The sequence below is a fragment of the Telluria sp. ZT3P26 genome, assembly GCF_059686035.1.
In genome coordinates, this window is the sequence record NZ_JCASII010000006.1 from 137,561 (window position 1) to 152,661 (window position 15,101).

General features: G+C 66.2%; 15 protein-coding genes. 11 read left to right on the plus strand and 4 right to left on the minus strand.

All coding sequences use genetic code 11. The features are described 5' to 3' along the window. Positions 1-65: 65 nt before the first annotated feature. Entirely contained in the window at positions 66-638 is a 573-nt protein-coding gene (locus AC56LN_RS19415; RefSeq protein WP_499574198.1) for a GbsR/MarR family transcriptional regulator, read from the minus strand. Positions 639-923: 285 nt separating this feature from the next. Here AC56LN_RS19415 and cydD point away from each other — a divergent pair, with 285 nt between their 5' ends. The 7 genes from cydD to AC56LN_RS19450 all read left to right on the plus strand — a co-directional run bounded on the left by cydD (position 924) and on the right by AC56LN_RS19450 (position 8,216). Beyond that, positions 924-2,603, plus strand: coding sequence for a thiol reductant ABC exporter subunit CydD (gene cydD, locus AC56LN_RS19420; protein ID WP_499574200.1), 1,680 nt, complete (start codon positions 924-926; stop codon positions 2,601-2,603). A gap of 68 nt (positions 2,604-2,671) precedes the next feature. Further along, the gene (locus tag AC56LN_RS19425; RefSeq protein ID WP_499574401.1) at positions 2,672-4,414 is read left to right on the plus strand and encodes an ATP-binding cassette domain-containing protein; all 1,743 of its coding nucleotides are present in this window, start codon (positions 2,672-2,674) and stop codon (positions 4,412-4,414) included. A gap of 42 nt (positions 4,415-4,456) precedes the next feature. Beyond that, entirely contained in the window at positions 4,457-6,067 is a 1,611-nt protein-coding gene (locus tag AC56LN_RS19430; protein WP_499574203.1) for a cytochrome ubiquinol oxidase subunit I, read from the plus strand. 6 nt (positions 6,068-6,073) lie between these two features. Beyond that, entirely contained in the window at positions 6,074-7,231 is a 1,158-nt protein-coding gene (cydB, locus tag AC56LN_RS19435) for a cytochrome d ubiquinol oxidase subunit II (protein WP_499574206.1), read from the plus strand. A gap of 34 nt (positions 7,232-7,265) precedes the next feature. Continuing rightward, positions 7,266-7,373: a cytochrome bd-I oxidase subunit CydX gene (gene cydX, locus AC56LN_RS19440; protein ID WP_482897127.1), complete on the plus strand. Its 108-nt coding sequence runs from the start codon at positions 7,266-7,268 to the stop codon at positions 7,371-7,373. Positions 7,374-7,511: 138 nt separating this feature from the next. Continuing rightward, positions 7,512-7,832, plus strand: a complete 321-nt coding sequence (locus AC56LN_RS19445; RefSeq protein WP_183554016.1) for an ArsR/SmtB family transcription factor — start codon at positions 7,512-7,514, stop codon at positions 7,830-7,832. A gap of 45 nt (positions 7,833-7,877) precedes the next feature. Beyond that, positions 7,878-8,216 carry a DUF4326 domain-containing protein gene (locus AC56LN_RS19450; protein WP_499574209.1) on the plus strand — a complete coding sequence of 113 codons (339 nt, stop codon included), beginning with the start codon at positions 7,878-7,880 and terminating at the stop codon, positions 8,214-8,216. 3 nt (positions 8,217-8,219) lie between these two features. Here the strand turns inward: AC56LN_RS19450 and AC56LN_RS19455 are convergent, their stop codons facing one another. Further along, complete coding sequence (locus AC56LN_RS19455; RefSeq protein ID WP_499574212.1) at positions 8,220-8,849, minus strand: head GIN domain-containing protein; 630 nt, start codon at positions 8,847-8,849, stop codon at positions 8,220-8,222. 110 nt (positions 8,850-8,959) lie between these two features. Beyond that, positions 8,960-9,544, minus strand: a complete 585-nt coding sequence (locus AC56LN_RS19460; RefSeq protein ID WP_499574215.1) for an O-methyltransferase — start codon at positions 9,542-9,544, stop codon at positions 8,960-8,962. A 106-nt stretch (positions 9,545-9,650) separates the two neighbouring features. Between AC56LN_RS19460 and AC56LN_RS19465 the strand changes: the two genes are divergently transcribed. The 3 genes from AC56LN_RS19465 (at position 9,651) to AC56LN_RS19475 (ending at position 12,898) form a co-directional block, all read left to right on the plus strand. After that, positions 9,651-10,121, plus strand: a complete 471-nt coding sequence (locus AC56LN_RS19465) for a GyrI-like domain-containing protein (RefSeq protein WP_499574219.1) — start codon at positions 9,651-9,653, stop codon at positions 10,119-10,121. A gap of 283 nt (positions 10,122-10,404) precedes the next feature. Continuing rightward, a complete protein-coding gene (locus tag AC56LN_RS19470; RefSeq protein WP_499574221.1) occupies positions 10,405-12,075 on the plus strand; it encodes an acid phosphatase in 1,671 nt (556 codons plus the stop codon). 193 nt (positions 12,076-12,268) lie between these two features. Beyond that, complete coding sequence (locus AC56LN_RS19475) at positions 12,269-12,898, plus strand: DUF4142 domain-containing protein (RefSeq protein WP_499574223.1); 630 nt, start codon at positions 12,269-12,271, stop codon at positions 12,896-12,898. On the opposite strand, the gene AC56LN_RS19480 is transcribed toward AC56LN_RS19475, so the two are convergent. Further along, on the minus strand, positions 12,895-13,464 hold the full coding sequence (locus tag AC56LN_RS19480) for an FMN-binding negative transcriptional regulator (protein ID WP_499574225.1): 570 nt from the start codon (positions 13,462-13,464) through the stop codon (positions 12,895-12,897). The genes AC56LN_RS19475 and AC56LN_RS19480 overlap by 4 nt on opposite strands. A gap of 102 nt (positions 13,465-13,566) precedes the next feature. On the opposite strand from AC56LN_RS19480, the gene pdxR reads away from it, so the two are divergent. Then, on the plus strand, positions 13,567-15,090 hold the full coding sequence (pdxR, locus tag AC56LN_RS19485; protein WP_499574227.1) for a MocR-like pyridoxine biosynthesis transcription factor PdxR: 1,524 nt from the start codon (positions 13,567-13,569) through the stop codon (positions 15,088-15,090). Positions 15,091-15,101: the final 11 nt, after the last annotated feature.

The window sequence follows — 15,101 nt, forward strand, 5'->3', positions numbered from 1 at the left end:
GGTAGGTATAAAAGTCCAGTCTAGCCGGTCAGCCGAAAGAGGCGAGCACGGCTCTGCCGACCGCCTTATTCTTCGGGCGTTTGCTTTGGCGCCTTGCCGTCTTTGGCAGCGAACAGGCGGTCCTTGGCCGAGAGCAGCTTCTGGACCTTGGAACCCATCTTCATCAGCTGCGCCATCGATTCGGGCGACAGGCGCTGCAGGTCGTCGAACCAGTTGTTGGCCAGGTCGACCAGCTCGTGCATCTCGCGCATGCGCTCCTGCGCGAACTTGTCTTCAGGGTGGCTGGCGTTGGCCAGCAGCGACTCGCGCAGCACCGACAACGTCGGGGCGACTTCGCGCCGGCGCCGCTCGGCGGCAACCACGCGGAAGATTTCCCACACGTCGCCCAGCGACGTGAAGTATTCGCGGCGGTCGCCCGGAATGCGCGACAGGCGCACCAGGCCCCACGACTGCAATTCTTTCAGGCCGATGCTGACGTTCGAGCGCGAGATGCCGAGTTTTTCGCCGATGTCGTCGGCATGCAGCTGGTCTTCGGAAACGAAGAGCAGGGCGTAGATTTGCCCCACCGTGCGGTTGATGCCCCAGCGGCTGCCCATCTCGCCGAAGTGACTGACAAACGTTTGGACAAGTGGCGTCATGGTTGCGAACTTTTCGATGCTTATGAAAGGAGAATTATCCCACGTCACCCGGACACGTACCACGCATCCGCGTGTTTGCTGCCATTGTTGTTAATACGTTCGTAATTCCCGACTAACCTGGTCACCCATTGCAGACAAACCAAAAGTTTCAGCGCATAATCCGTTCACCTTCCGAAATTTCTGAAGTTCTAGAAAATACAAAAAGTTTATTCCGGGGCACGTCCGCTGATGGCCATGGCCCCCGCACGTCTGCCGCTTTCTTGCAACAACGTTTGGAGAACCACCATGCACCGCAGCCAACCCCGCCGCCCGGCACTGCCTACTGGCCCTGCCCGTGGCGCCACGCTGGCGATGAGCGGCGCGGCGCTGCTGTGGATTCCGCAGGCGGCGCTGCTGGCGCATGCCGTCGGGCGCCTGGCCCAGGGCGCCGGGCTGGCCGACATGCTGCTGCCGGCGCTGGCGTTCCTGGCCCTTGGCGTACTGCGCGCCAGCAGCGAAGCGTGGGGTGCGCGCCACTTGTTTGCCGTGTCGCGCAGCCAGCTCGCCGCCATGCGCCAGGCTGCGGTGCAGGCCCTGGCCGCGCGTTCGCCACTGGACCGTGCGCGCCTGCCATCCGGCCAGGCTGCCAGCATCGTTGCCGAACAGGCCGAAGCGGTGCTGCCATGGCTGCTGCGCTACGGGCCGGCGCGCATGCGGGTGCTGCTGGTGCCGCCCGTCATCGCGCTCGTGGTTTGCTATTTTTCGTGGCTTGCGGCGCTGATCCTGGTGCTGGCCGCACCCCTGATTCCCTTGTTCATGGCCGTCATCGGCTGGCGCGCCAAGGCTGCCAGCGAAGCGCAACTGCAGCTGGTTGGCGGCATGAGCGGGTTTCTGCTCGACCGGCTGCGCGGCCTGTCGACGCTGCGCGCGCTGGGCGCCGTCGATGCCACCGCTCGCCGGGTACGGACTTCCAGTGAAGCGGTGCGCGCCAGCACCATGCGCGTGCTGCGCATCGCCTTCTTGTCGTCGACTGCGCTCGAACTGTTTTCGGCGCTGGGCGTGGCGCTGGTTGCGGTGTACGTGGGTTTTCACCTGCTCGGCGAAATCGGATCTGGCAGCTGGGGCAGCCGGCTGACGCTGGCCGAAGGCCTGTTCGTGCTGCTGCTGGCGCCGGCGTTTTTCGAACCGCTGCGCGAACTGGCGGCGGTGTGGCACGACAAGGCTGCGGGCGAGGCGGCATTCGAGGCGCTGGACAAGCTGCAGGCGGCTGGCGTGCCGTTGCCGGGCGCGCTGCAAGGGCAGGACGAAGCACTGCGCATTGGGCGCGCGCCATCGGTCGATATCGAGGGCCTGCGCTTTGCGCACCCGGGCGAAGCGCCGCTGTTCGACAACCAGGATGTGTATGTGCGCGTCGGCGAGCACGTGGCGCTGGTCGGCCCCAGCGGCAGCGGCAAGACCACGCTGCTGTCGATCATCGCGGGCCTCGTCCCGTTTGAAGGCGGCACCGTGCGCATCGGTGGCGTGCCGCTGGACACCGGGTCGGCTGCCGGCCTGCGCGCGCGCATGGCCTGGATCGGCCAGAAGCCGCACGTGTTTGCCGGTTCGGTGCGCGCCAATGTGGCGCTCGAGCGCGATGGCGTGACGGTCGATGCCGTCAGCCGTGCCGTGGCGCGTGCTGGCCTTGGCCAGATCGAGCACGCGACGCCCGGCGAGAGCCTGGGCGAGGGCGGCCTTGGCCTGTCGGGCGGCGAGCTGGTGCGCCTTGCGCTGGCCCGGGCGATGTGCGCGCCGCACGCGGGCCTGCTGCTGGTCGATGAACCTACTGCCCACCTCGACAGCGACACGGCTGCCGGCGTGATCGATGCGCTGCTGCGCCTGGCGCAGGGCCGCACCATGATCGTCGCCACCCACGATCTGGTACTGGCCGCGCGTCTGGGCCGCGTCGTGCGTCTCGGCGAACCTTTGATTCAACGGAGCGCAGCATGAGACGCAACAACGACATGCAGGGCGGTACCGACTTGAAGCACGGTAACGATGTGAAACGCGGTAACGACATGCAGCCGGTGCTGTCCCTGTTCATCCGGACCGGCGGGCGGCGCCTGGCCCTGGGCGCGGCTCTGTCGACGCTCGTGGTGCTGGCCGGGATGGCGCTGCTGGGCACCTCCGGCTGGTTCATCACCTCGGCCGCCCTGGCAGGCCTGGCCGGCAGCGCCGTCATGTTCAATGTATTCGTGCCGAGCGCGGCGATCCGCCTGCTGGCCCTGGGCCGGACCTTCGGCCGTTATGCCGAGCGCACGGTGACGCACGACGCCACGCTTGGCGTACTGGCCGCGCTGCGCGAGCAGCTGTTTCGTGGCTGGGCCACGCCGGATGCCGCACGCGCGCTGCTGCGCCGGCCGTCGCGCCTGCTGTTTCGCCTGACGGGCGACATCGACGCCCTCGAATCGATCTACCTGCGCCTGATCGTGCCGGCGGTCGCGGCTTGCGGCGCAGCGCTGCTGGCGGGCCTGGTGCTGGCGAACCTCGACTGGCGTCTTGGTCTGGCGATGTTCGTCTGGTTGCTGGCGGTCGGCTGGGGCGTGACCGTGTTCGTCGCGCGCCGGGCGCGGCCGGTGGCGCTGCGCCGCGTCCGGGCGCTGGAACGGCTGCGCGCCCAGGCGATCGACCTGGTCGCCGGCCAGACCGACCTGGCGCTGGCCGGCCGGCTGCCGGCGCAGTGCGCGCAACTGGCGCGCCTCGACATGACCCTGGCGCGCCATGACGCCGCGCTGCACCGCCTGGAAACCGGCGCCGGCTGGGCGTATGCGGTCGGTGGCCATGTCACCGTCGCGGCCATCCTGCTGGCAGTGGGGGCGCTGGCGCAGCAAGTGGTAGTGCATCCGGTGCAGCAGCAGGTGCAACCAATACAGACACAGGTGCAGCAGCTGGGCGCACCCGCTGCAGCACTGGCGCTGCTGATCGCGCTGGCTGCGCTGGAACCGTTTGCCGCGCTGCGGCGTGGCGCGATCGAGGCCGGCCGCAGCTGGCTGGCCATGCGCCGCGTGGGACCACGCCTGCGCCAGCAGGATGACGCCGCCGTGCCAGCGCCGCCCGGCACCGGCATCGATACCGGCACCGGCACCTGCACGGCATTGCTGCTGTACGGCGCCACCGTGGTCCACCCCGGCCGCAGCGGCGCCGCCCTGCATGCCACCGACCTGCGCATTGCCGTTGGCGAGCGGGTTGCCGTGGTGGGCAGCAGCGGTGTGGGCAAGTCGACGTTGCTGGCGCTGGCCGCCGGCGAACTGGCCGCGCAAGCGGGCCAGGTCTGGGCGCGGCCCGCCACCTGGCTGACCCAGCGTACCGAGCTGTTTTGCGACAGCCTGCGCGACAACCTGCGCCTGGCCGATCCCGCCGCCACCGATGCGCAATTGTGGGCCGCGCTGCAAGCCGCCGGCCTGGAGCAGGACGTGCGTGGCTTCACACGGGGTCTCGACACCTTGCTGGGCGAGGGCGGTCTTGGCCTGTCGGGCGGCCAGGCGCGCCGGCTGGCGCTGGCGCGCCTGCTGCTGCGCCAGGCCGACTTCTGGCTGCTGGACGAACCAACCGAGGCACTGGACGGCGCTACTGCGGCCGACGTACTGGCGCGCCTGGCGCTGCACGCGCACGGCCGCACGCTGCTGGTGGCCACGCATCTGCGGCGCGAGGCCGCGCTGGCCGACCGCCTGCTGGTGATGAAGGACGGGCGCATCGATGCCGACCTGCAGCGTGGCACCCATGCATTCGATGCGGCGCTGGATACGCTGCGTCAACACTAAGAATAACCAACCACCGACGTATTTAAGAAGAAAGGATTCACCATGGATCTCGACGTTGTCGGGCTCTCCCGACTGCAGTTTGCCTTGACGGCGCTGTACCACTTTCTGTTTGTGCCCCTGACACTGGGGTTGTCGATGCTCATCGCCATCATGGAAACCGTGTATGTGATGACCGGGCGCCCCATCTGGCGCCAGATGACCAAGTTCTGGGGCGTGCTGTTCGGGATCAATTTTGCCATCGGCGTCTCGACGGGCCTCGTGATGGAATTCCAGTTCGGCATGAACTGGAGCTACTACAGCCATTACGTGGGCGACGTGTTCGGCGCGCCACTGGCGATCGAGGGCCTGATGGCGTTCTTCCTGGAGGCGACCTTCGTGGGCCTGTTCTTCTTCGGGTGGGATCGCCTGTCGAAGGTGCAGCACCTGGTGGTGACCTGGCTGGTGGCGCTCGGCACCAATTTCTCGGCGCTGTGGATTTTGATCGCCAATGGCTGGATGCAGAACCCGATCGGCGCCACGCTCAATCCGCAGACAATGCGCATGGAAGTGACGGACTTCGGTGCGGTGCTGGCCAATCCGGTGGCACAGGCCAAGTTCGTGCACACCGTGTCGGCTGGCTATGTGATCGCGGCGATGTTCGTGCTGGGCATCGCCGCCTGGTACCTGCTCAAGGGCCGCCATGTCGAACTGGCCAAGCGCTCGATGACGGTGGCTGCGTCGTTCGGCCTGGCCGCCTCGCTGTCGGTGGTGGTGCTGGGTGACGAAAGCGGTTACCTCGCAACCGAACACCAGCACATGAAGCTCGCAGCCATCGAAGGCATGTGGGAGACGCAGCCGGCGCCGGCCGCGTTTACCGCCTTCGGCTTTCCCGACCAGGGCGCGCGCGAGACGCACTATGCGATCCACATCCCGTGGGTGATGGGCCTGATCGGCACGCGTTCGCTGTCGAACGAGATCCCCGGCATCAATGATCTGGTCAAGCTGGCTGAAGTGCGCGTGCGCCAGGGCATCGTGGCCTATGGCGCGCTCGAAGAGATTCGCGCGCTCGGCGGCCGGGCACCGGTGTCGCCGGCCCTGCAGGCGCGCTTCGAAGAGCACAGCGCGGTGCTGGGCTACGCGCTGCTGCTCAAGCGTTACGTGGACGATCCGCGCCAGGCCAGCGACGCGCAGATCCGGCAAGCGGCCCTGGACACCGTGCCGCAGGTCGCACCGCTGTTCTGGTCGTTCCGCATCATGGTGGGCCTGGGCATGTTCTTCATTGTGCTCACGGCCGTGTTCTTCTGGCTGTCGGCGCGCCGCCGTCTGGATGCCTATCCGTGGCTGCTGAAGGTGGCCGTGTGGTCGATCCCGCTGCCCTGGATCGCTGCCGAAGCCGGCTGGATCGTCGCCGAACTGGGACGCCAGCCGTGGGCCATCGAAGGCGTGCTGCCCACCGCCGTCGCGGTGTCGAACCTTGGCATCCAGACCGTGCTGACGACCCTGATCGGTTTTGTCGTGCTGTATTCGATCTTGATTGTCGTGGAGATGAAACTGATGCTCAAGGCCATTCGCAAGGGGCCGGACGACGAACCTGCCCACGCGCCGGGCACCCACAGCCCACTGGTCGGCACCACGCCGGCAATGCGCACTGCGCCCATGATCACTGCGGAGTAACACACCATGATTCTTCATACGCTTCTCGACTACGACACGCTGCGCATCATCTGGTGGCTGCTGCTGGGCATCCTGCTGGTGGGCTTCGCCGTCACCGACGGGTTTGACCTGGGCACCGGCACCTTGCTGCCGTTTGTCGCCAACACCGACCTGGAACGCCGGGTCGTCATCAATGCCGTCGGCCCCGTGTGGGAAGGCAACCAGGTCTGGCTGGTGCTGGGCGGTGGCGCCATCTTTGCGGCCTGGCCGCAGCTGTATGCGGTCTCGTTCTCGGGCTTCTACCTGGCGATGGCGGCCGTGCTGCTGGCGCTGATCCTGCGGCCGGTCGCCTTTAAATACCGCAGCAAGCGTGACAGCATCGCCTGGCGCGCGACCTGGGACTGGGCCCTGTTCGTCGGCGGCTTCGTGCCGGCGCTGATCTTCGGCGTCGCGATGGGCAACGTGCTGCAGGGCGTGCCGTTCCGCCTCGCGCCCGATCAGCAGATCTTCTACGAGGGCGGTTTCTTTGCCCTGCTCAATCCGTTTGCCGTGCTGTGCGGCCTGGTGTCGGTGGCCATGCTCGTGATGCACGGCGCGGCCTGGCTGGTGCTCAAGACCGATGGCCTGGTGGCCAGCCGTGCACGTGCCTGGGGCATCCGCGCTGCCATCGCCACCGTGGTGCTGTACGCCGTGGCCGGCGTGCTGTTGTGGGGCTTTGTCGATGGTTACCGCATCACGAGCGCGGTGGTGACGGGCGGGGCGTCGAATCCACTGTTCAAGACCGTCGAGGCGGGCGTGGCGGGCAGCTGGTTTGCCAACTACGCCGCGCATCCATGGACGCAGCTCGCGCCAGCAGCCGGCATCGTCGGTGCGCTGCTGACCCTGATGGCGCTGGTGCGACGCCGGGAAGGTGTGGCCATGCTCACGTCGAGCCTGTCGATCGCCGGCATCGTGCTCAGCGTGGGGGCATCGATGTTCCCGTTTATCTTGCCATCGTCGATCCAGCCGCAAGCCAGCCTGACGGTATGGGATGCGTCGTCGAGCCACCTGACGCTGTTCATCATGCTCGTTGCAACCTGCATCTTTTTGCCCCTGATCCTGGTCTACACGAGCTGGGTCTACAAGGTCTTGTGGGGCAAGGTGGTGCCAGGCGATATCAGCGGCGGCAAGAGCCACGCGTATTAACTGAACGAATAACGCAACCAGAAAGGACTTCACCATGTGGTATTTCGCCTGGCTACTCGGCCTGCCGCTCGCGGCTGCCTTCGCCGTCCTCAATGCAATGTGGTACGAGCTGATGGACGACGCGCAGCGCGAGCAGGCCTGATGACGGGCCTGCCGGCGTGGCTGATTGACGCCGGCAGGCTTCCATGTCATCACCCTGTCAAAGTCATTCGACAGTATTCGAACCGTGGCCCGGCGGTGTAAGCGTCCGGGACCGTTGAATCGAACCTTGAATGACCGCATGCAAACCAATCTCGCCATCGTTGCACTCTCCGCGCTTGCCCAGGAATCCCGTTTCGCCGCGTTTCGGCTGCTGGTGCAGGCCGGCCCCCAGGGCCAGTCCGCAAGCCATATTGCAGCAACCCTCGACATGCCGGCATCGTCCCTGTCATTCCATCTGAAGGAACTCACGCACGCGGGCCTGGTCGCGCCGCGTCAGCAGGGCCGTTTCATCTTCTATCGCGCGCGCGTGGAGACCCTGCAGGGCCTGATGGAGTTCCTGTCCGCCACCTGCGGCAACGCAGGTGCGCAGTCGATGCAGGAGCGCCTGGCGACGGTATGATCGTCGATGCCGGAATTGCCGGTGCTGCCATCGACGAGGATCACCATGACGTCAACCACCACGCCGCAACGGGTGCAACTGAGCCGCAAGAAAGGCTGGCGCATGCCGCCCAACACGATCTCCGTGGCGCGGCCTGGCAAGTGGGGCAATCCGTTTTCGGTGCTGCCCGGGCTGGCGCCCGGCACACCCGCAGGGCGCTATATCGCGATGCCCACAGTCGAAGAAGCCGTGGCGGCGTATCGCCTGTGGCTGCAGATCGATCCTGCGGGGCAGCAGGTGGCGCAACAGGCACATGCGTCGCTGCGCGGCCATGACCTGGCATGCTGGTGCCGACCGGGCACGCCGTGTCATGCGCAGGTGCTGATCGATCTCGTCAATGCGTGATGGTTATTTGGCGGCGGTGACGTTGCCGATGCCCGAGACCGACTTGCTCACCGATGCCGGCTTGCCGTAATAGGTCAGGTTGCCCAGGCCCTGAACACTGGCGTTGAGCTTGTTGGTGGCATGCACGCTCACGTCGCCAATGCCGCGGAAGGTCACATCGGCATCCTGTGCGATCAGGGCCCTGGCGTCGACTTCGCCCACGCCCTCGGCATTCAGGCGCAACTGGCCGACCTTGCCGTTCATTTGCAGGCTGCCTGCGCCGCGGTAGTTCACGTCGAAGCGCTCGGTGCGCACGTTATTCAGGATCATCAGGCCGGCGCCTTCGCCACGAAAGCTCGTGAGTTCAGGCATGGTCACGACCACCCGTTCGCCATCGTCGATATGGATGTTCTTGCTGTTCCTGTCGGCGAACGACAGGCGCAGTTCGCCGTTGACGACGTCGGTCTTCACGCGGTCGATGAATTTCTGGTTGCCCTCGACCCGCACCGAGTACGCCTTGCCCACCTCGACCACCAGGCTCACCGGGCCCTGTGAATCGATGGTCTTGAACGGCGTCACGCTGCGCACCTGTTCGGCGGCCTGGATCGAGAGGGATGCGAGCGACAGAAGGGCGACGATGACGGCACGTTTCATGATGTTCTCCGGTGAGTTGATGACGCCCATTCTAGGCACGCCATCCCCCCGCAGCCCCGCCCTTGCGATGGATTGCAAGAAACGGGGGCTGAACTGCACAGGCGCCGGAATCAGTGTTTCGTGGCGAGAAACTGCCCCTTGCCGACCGCGACCAGGCTGGTGCTCCAGCCCGGCGCGCAGCGCAGCGCCTGCATGAACGGCGCCAGCTCCTGCGCGTGCGAGGTGGCGTTATCCACCACGACCAGCCCGCCCGGTCGCAGCACGCGCGCGATCTGCGGCAGCCAGGCGAGGTAGGCGGTGCGCTCCGAATCGAGAAAGACGAGGTCGAACGCCCCATCGGCAGCGTCGGCCAGCAGATCGCTTGCGTCGCCTTCGACCTGACGGAGCCGGTCCTGCAGCCCGACGCGCGCGAGGTTATGGCGCGCCATCGCGACCTTCGCCGGCGACAGCTCGACTGTCGTGACCAGACCATCGTGGGCCGCGGCGGCATCGGCCAGCCACAGTGTCGAGTACCCATTGGATGTGCCGATCTCGAGAATGCGGCGTGCGCCCATCGCCCGCACCATAACGGCCAGGAACTCGCCGGTATCGTGGGTGATGTTGAGCATGCGGCTGGCACGGTTCTCGGGGGCCGCATCGTGACTGGCGCCGAAGGTTTCCAGCTCTTTCAGCAGGGCTTTAAGTGAAGTGGTCAACGGTTGTCTCCATTTTGTCCGGGAATCGAGGCGCACGATTGCGACGTTGCTAATATTGCCGAAGCGATAAGCCTATAATCTTTTCGTCTCTTTAGAAGTCCACATCATGCACATCTCGACCATCACACTACCTGAAATGAAGCTCGCCGGGCTACCCGCAGTTGTGCCAGCTTCAGCGCCTGAAACGGAGTTGCCCGAGGTCTGGAAAGCATTCCTTGCCCGTGAAAGCGAGCTGGGCGAGCACAACGGCGTCCGCTATGGCGTCACGCTGCGGCAGGACAATGGCGAGCAGGTCGAATGTGTGGCGGTCGAGGTCGCTGACCTGGACCAGCTTCCGCCCGGCATGATCGGCATCCGCGTACCGGCGCGCCGCTACGCCCTGATGACGCACCGCGGCCCGATGGTGCACGCGCAAGCCTCGCGCGTGACCGGCACGGCCGCGATGGAGCAACTGGGCATGGAAGCCGATGAAGAGGGGATACGCCTGGAGCGGTACGACCGCCGCTATACGCCGACCGTCGACGATGGCGCGCGGCCCGACAATGCCTACGACATTCTGGTGCCGCTGTACGGCTGAGCTGACATGAAGGACACCGACAGGGACACGGCCCGCGTCGGGGCCGTGTCGTGGTGTCCATCTCTATAAATTGGTGCCGGTATATTTCCCGACCGCCGGCGCCGGTAGGGCAGCTCGCGCTGCCGCGTTCCCTTCCCAAGGAGCACTTGCATTGTGCTGCTTAAATGTGACAACCGTTTGACGATCCGGACGAATTCGTTTTCTCTTGCTTGTTTCCCTTTGTAAAGCTCACGGATAATGCCTGCTTTGCGGTCGCCATGACCGCCAGCGACAGGAGCAGCACGTGCACGAACAAGATTCCGGACCGGACGCGTCCACCCAGCCAGGCAATCCCGCGCGCAGGCGCATCTTCCAGGCCGCCGCAGCCGCCGGCGTGGTGGCTGGCGCCGGCACGCTGCCCGGTGTCGCCAGTGCAGCGCCCGCTGCTGCCCGGGCGCCGGCCAGCCCTTCGCTCGACGCCAAGCTGCGCGCCCGGGTCAAGAACGTGGTTGTGATCTACCTGGAAAACCGCAGCTTCAACAATCTGTTTGCCGATTTCCCCGGCCTGGCCGAGCCTCTGGCGAGCGTGCCTGCGGCGCGCCTGCAGCAGCGTGACCGCGATGGTTCGGTCCTGCCGACCCTGCCCAAAGTCTGGGGCGGCATGGTGCCGGGCCGCCAGAATGTCGGCGGCAAGGATTACCTGATCGACGAAAAGCAATTCACCACGCTGCCGAACGCACCGTTCAAGCTGACCGACAGCGACGGCAAGCCCTTGCCGGAAGCGATCGTCACGCGTGACCTGGTGCACCAGTTCTATCACAACCAGATGCAGATCAATGGCGGTCGCAACGACGGCTTTGCCGCCTGGTCGGATGCCGGCGGCATGGTGATGGGCTATTACGGCGAAACGTCGAAGAACCTCGGCCTGTGGCAGATCGCTCGCGAATTCACGCTGTGCGACAACTTCTTCATGGCCGCGTTTGGCGGCTCGTACCTGAACCACCAGTTCCTGATCAGCGGCCGGGTGCCGGAATACTTCGATGCCGCGCAAACCGCGGCCAAATCGAAGATCGCGGTGCTGGCCGATGGCCCGCAGGGCGTGCGCCTGGCGCTGGACCCCGATTCGCCGGCCTCGGCGCTGGAAGGCCCGCCCAAGGTCGTGCGCAACGGCGCAATGACGCCGGACGGGTATGCCGTCAACACGATGGCGCCGCCGTACCAGCCGAGCTGGGTGCGCCCGGCGGTCGATGGCGACCCGCTGCACGCCGATCCGCAGGACGCCAGCGTGCTGCCGCCGCAAACCTACGACACGATCGGTGACCTGCTGTCCCGGCGCGGCGTGAGCTGGGCCTGGTATGGCGGCGGGCAGCAAGCGGCGCTCGATGGCCGCGGCGCCGGCCAGAAGCCGAACTTCCAGTATCACCACCAGCCATTCAATTATTTCAGGCAGTTCGCCCCGGGAACCAAAGCGCGCGCCAACCATCTGCGCGACGGCGGCCTGGGCGACAGCCCGATCTCCAACCGCTTCATTGCCGACGTCATTGCGGGCAAGCTGCCGGCGGTCGCGTTCTACAAGCCGCAAGGCAATTTGAACCTGCATGCCGGGTACTCCGACATCGAGTCGGGGGACGCCCATGTCGCCAACGTCATCGAGCACCTGAAAAAGTCACCGCAGTGGAAAGACATGGTGGTCGTGATTACGTTCGACGAGAACGGTGGCTGGTGGGACCACGTGGCGCCGCCCAAGGGCGACCGCTGGGGACCGGGCTCGCGCATCCCGGCGATCGTGGTGTCGCCGCATGCCAAGCGCGGCGCGGTCGACCACAATTTCTATGACACGACCTCGGTGCTGCGCTTCATCACGCGCCTGCACGGGTTGCCGCTGCTGGAAGGCCTGGCCGTGCGCAACGCCGCGTTCGAAGGGCGCGGCGCCCGTCCGCCGGGCGATCTGACGGCAACGTTGCAGTTTCGTTGATACAAAGCCAGCCATCGAGGCTGGATTTTTTGATTGAAAGTTTCCTATTGGCTATCGAGCGCTGGTAACAATTACACGGGTATACAGTCTGCGCACTCGATGTTGATTCGTTGATAACCACTGTCACGGCGGGTTCAACAAGCAGTATTGAATCGACTGAACATACACGATGTCAAAAACCAGGAGATACACCATGCAGAAAACCCAATTCATCAAGCGCCTGTTGGCCGTGTCGGTCGCCGCAGCCATGTTCGGTTCGGTTGGCGCCCAGGCGCAAACCGCCTCCACCCAGATGGGCGCCAGCGCGACGGCCGCCACCGCCAGTGGCACGGCCAAGCTGACGGCTGCCGATCGCAAGGCGATCATGGACATGGCGATGTCGAACATGGCCGAGGTCGAAATGGGCAAAATGGCCCAAACCAAGAGCCAGAATGCCGATGTGAAAGCCTTCGGCCAGAAAATGGTCGATGACCATGGCAAGGCGCTGGCCGAAGTGCAGACGCTGGCGCAATCGAAGGGCGTGACCCTGCCGACCGAGCTCGACGCCAAGCACAAGGCACTGGCGGCCAAGCTGGACAAGGCCAACGGCACTGCGTTCGACAAGGCCTATACGAAGCAGGGCGGCGTAGCAGCCCACAAGGAAACGCTGGCCAAGCTGCAAAAAGCGTCGAAGGCGGCCAAGGACGCGGACGTCAAGGGTCAGGTCGACAAGACCATCCCGGTCGTGCAGGAGCACCTGAAGCACGCCGAGCAAGTCGCTGGCAGCAAGATGGGCAGCACGGGCAGCTCGGGCGCCGCAGGTACGACCGGCGCCAGCCACTAAGGTTCGGTATTGACCGGGCCGGCATCAAGGGTGGATCGCACCCGTGGCGCCGGCTCGGTTTTCCATTTCCCCTCGATCCGCTCGATCACGATCTCAATGCCGACGATGGCGCCCAGCATCGCGTCGATGTAATCGGCCGGTGCATCGCGCACCGCCCATGGTTCAGCTTGCATGCGTTCCATGCGGCCGGTCAGGCGCGTCACCTGCGCCAGCAGCCAGGCCGGCTCGTCGATTGTGTGCAGCCGCCCGTGGACATGCACCACGTTGTAGGTCCAGGTGGGCACCACGCGCCCACCCGTCGTTTCTTTTTCCACGCGGTCCGGCGTCGCATAGCCCGATGGCCCGCGAAACACGACCAGCACCTGCTGCCCGTCGCGCTGCCAGACAGGATTACGGCGCGCGACATGCGTGCGCAACACCCCGTCGCTGGCGTACAGATCAAATGGCAGGTGATCGGCGTCCGGCACACCATCGCGGTGCGTCACCAGCATGCCCAGTGGATGGGCGGCGATCAGGTCGTGCAGGCTGGTGCTGTCAGGCTGGGCAAAACGGGCAGGGCAATACATGCAATATGTCTCCAGGGTGAGCCTGCATCCTGAACTGCAAATTGGCTTTTCAAAATAGCCAATTACGGTAAAGATGGGCGTACCAATTCAAGATTGCCCAGCATGCATGCCCACGACCTGATCGCCGCCACCCCGCTCGAACGGCGCAGCGAGATCCCCCTGTTTCGCCAGCTGTACGCCCGGCTCAAGGACGCCATCCTGCAAGGCGCGCTGGCCCCCGGCGCACGGCTGCCGGCCACGCGCACGCTGTGCGCCGTGCTGGGCGTGTCGCGCCAGACCGTGCTGGCGGCCTATGACCAGTTGACCGCCGAGGGGTATCTGCGTGGCGGCGTGGGGCAGGGCACGTTTGTCGATGACGCCTTGCCGCTGGCGCGCCGTCCGCGCCCGACGGCGGGCCTGCTGCGGGCGCTGCCGGCGCGCGGCTTCGCCATGACCACCGCCATGGGCCGGGCGCCGCCGGGCGATGGTCCGCCGCGTGCTTTCCGCCCCAGCATGCCGGGCCTGGACCTGTTTCCGTTCGACCTGTGGCGCAAGCTCGAAGCGCGCCAGCTGCGGCGCGCGCATCGTGCCAGTCCCTACCTCGGCTATGGCATGGCCAACGGCCATGCACCGCTGCGCGAACTGCTGTGCGCTTACCTGCGCGCCTCGCGCGGCGTGGTATGTGAGCCGGCGCAGATCGTTATCACGTCCGGTTCGCAGCAGGCGTTGTACCTGCTGTCGCAACTGCTGCTCGCGCCGGGCGACGGGGTCTGGCTCGAGTCGCCCGGCTACCAGGGCGCCAGCGCCCCGATGCAGGTGGCCGGGGCGCGCCTGTGCACGGTGCCGGTGACCGACGAAGGGATGGATGTGGCCTACGGCGCGCTGCATTATCCGGACGCGCGCATGGTGTTCGCCACCCCGTCGCACCAGCTGCCGCTGGGCGCGACGATGAGCCTTGCGCGCCGGCTCGAACTGCTGCGCTGGGCCACGGCCAACCGCGCCTGGGTGATCGAAGATGATTACGACAGCGAGTACCGCTACACCGGCCCGCCACTGGCGTCGCTGCAAAGCCTCGACCGCGCCGGCTGCGTCATTTACGTGGGCACGTTCTCGAAGGTGCTGTTCCCGGCGCTGCGACTTGGCTACGTGGTCGCGCCGCCGGCACTGGCCGAACCGCTGGCGCGCGCGAAAGCGCTGATCGACCGCCAGAGCGCGATCCTGCCGCAGGCGGTGCTGGCCGACTTCATCGGCGAAGGCCACTTCATGCGTCACATCCGACGCACGCGCGACGCGTATGCCGAGCGCCGCGCGGTGCTGCTGACGTCGCTGGACGACCGGCTTGGCGACCGCCTGCGCTGCGGCCCGGCCGATGCGGGGCTCGACCTGTGCACGCACTTCCGGCCTGACGGGCGTGGCCGCATTCCAGTCGAAGCCCGGGTGGCGCAGGCGGCTTTTGACGCCGGCATCGAACTGCGCCCGCTCGGGTATTTTGCGAACCCCGCCGCCACGCCCGACTGCGCGGTGGCGCCGGGGCTGCTGCTGGGCTTTTCGGCAGTGCCGCCACAGGATATCCGGCGCGGCGTGGCGGCGCTGGCGCAGGTGATCGAGGCGCACTGGCCGGCCGGCACGCGCCGGCGCAAGGTATGATGCCGTCAACG

What these genes read in the sequence shown, in the direction of transcription:
- cydX (WP_482897127.1), top strand. Translation starts at nt 7,266, where the DNA reads ATGTGGTATTTCGCCTGGCTACTCGGCCTGCCGCTCGCGGCTGCCTTC.
- AC56LN_RS19475 (WP_499574223.1), top strand. Translation starts at nt 12,269, where the DNA reads ATGCAGAAAACCCAATTCATCAAGCGCCTGTTGGCCGTGTCGGTCGCC.
- pdxR (WP_499574227.1), top strand. Translation starts at nt 13,567, where the DNA reads ATGCATGCCCACGACCTGATCGCCGCCACCCCGCTCGAACGGCGCAGC.
- AC56LN_RS19445 (WP_183554016.1), top strand. Translation starts at nt 7,512, where the DNA reads ATGCAAACCAATCTCGCCATCGTTGCACTCTCCGCGCTTGCCCAGGAA.
- AC56LN_RS19465 (WP_499574219.1), top strand. Translation starts at nt 9,651, where the DNA reads ATGCACATCTCGACCATCACACTACCTGAAATGAAGCTCGCCGGGCTA.
- AC56LN_RS19430 (WP_499574203.1), top strand. Translation starts at nt 4,457, where the DNA reads ATGGATCTCGACGTTGTCGGGCTCTCCCGACTGCAGTTTGCCTTGACG.
- AC56LN_RS19425 (WP_499574401.1), top strand. Translation starts at nt 2,672, where the DNA reads ATGCAGCCGGTGCTGTCCCTGTTCATCCGGACCGGCGGGCGGCGCCTG.
- AC56LN_RS19450 (WP_499574209.1), top strand. Translation starts at nt 7,878, where the DNA reads ATGACGTCAACCACCACGCCGCAACGGGTGCAACTGAGCCGCAAGAAA.
- cydD (WP_499574200.1), top strand. Translation starts at nt 924, where the DNA reads ATGCACCGCAGCCAACCCCGCCGCCCGGCACTGCCTACTGGCCCTGCC.
- cydB (WP_499574206.1), top strand. Translation starts at nt 6,074, where the DNA reads ATGATTCTTCATACGCTTCTCGACTACGACACGCTGCGCATCATCTGG.
- AC56LN_RS19480 (WP_499574225.1), bottom strand. Translation starts at nt 13,464, where the DNA reads ATGTATTGCCCTGCCCGTTTTGCCCAGCCTGACAGCACCAGCCTGCAC.
- AC56LN_RS19415 (WP_499574198.1), bottom strand. Translation starts at nt 638, where the DNA reads ATGACGCCACTTGTCCAAACGTTTGTCAGTCACTTCGGCGAGATGGGC.
- AC56LN_RS19455 (WP_499574212.1), bottom strand. Translation starts at nt 8,849, where the DNA reads ATGAAACGTGCCGTCATCGTCGCCCTTCTGTCGCTCGCATCCCTCTCG.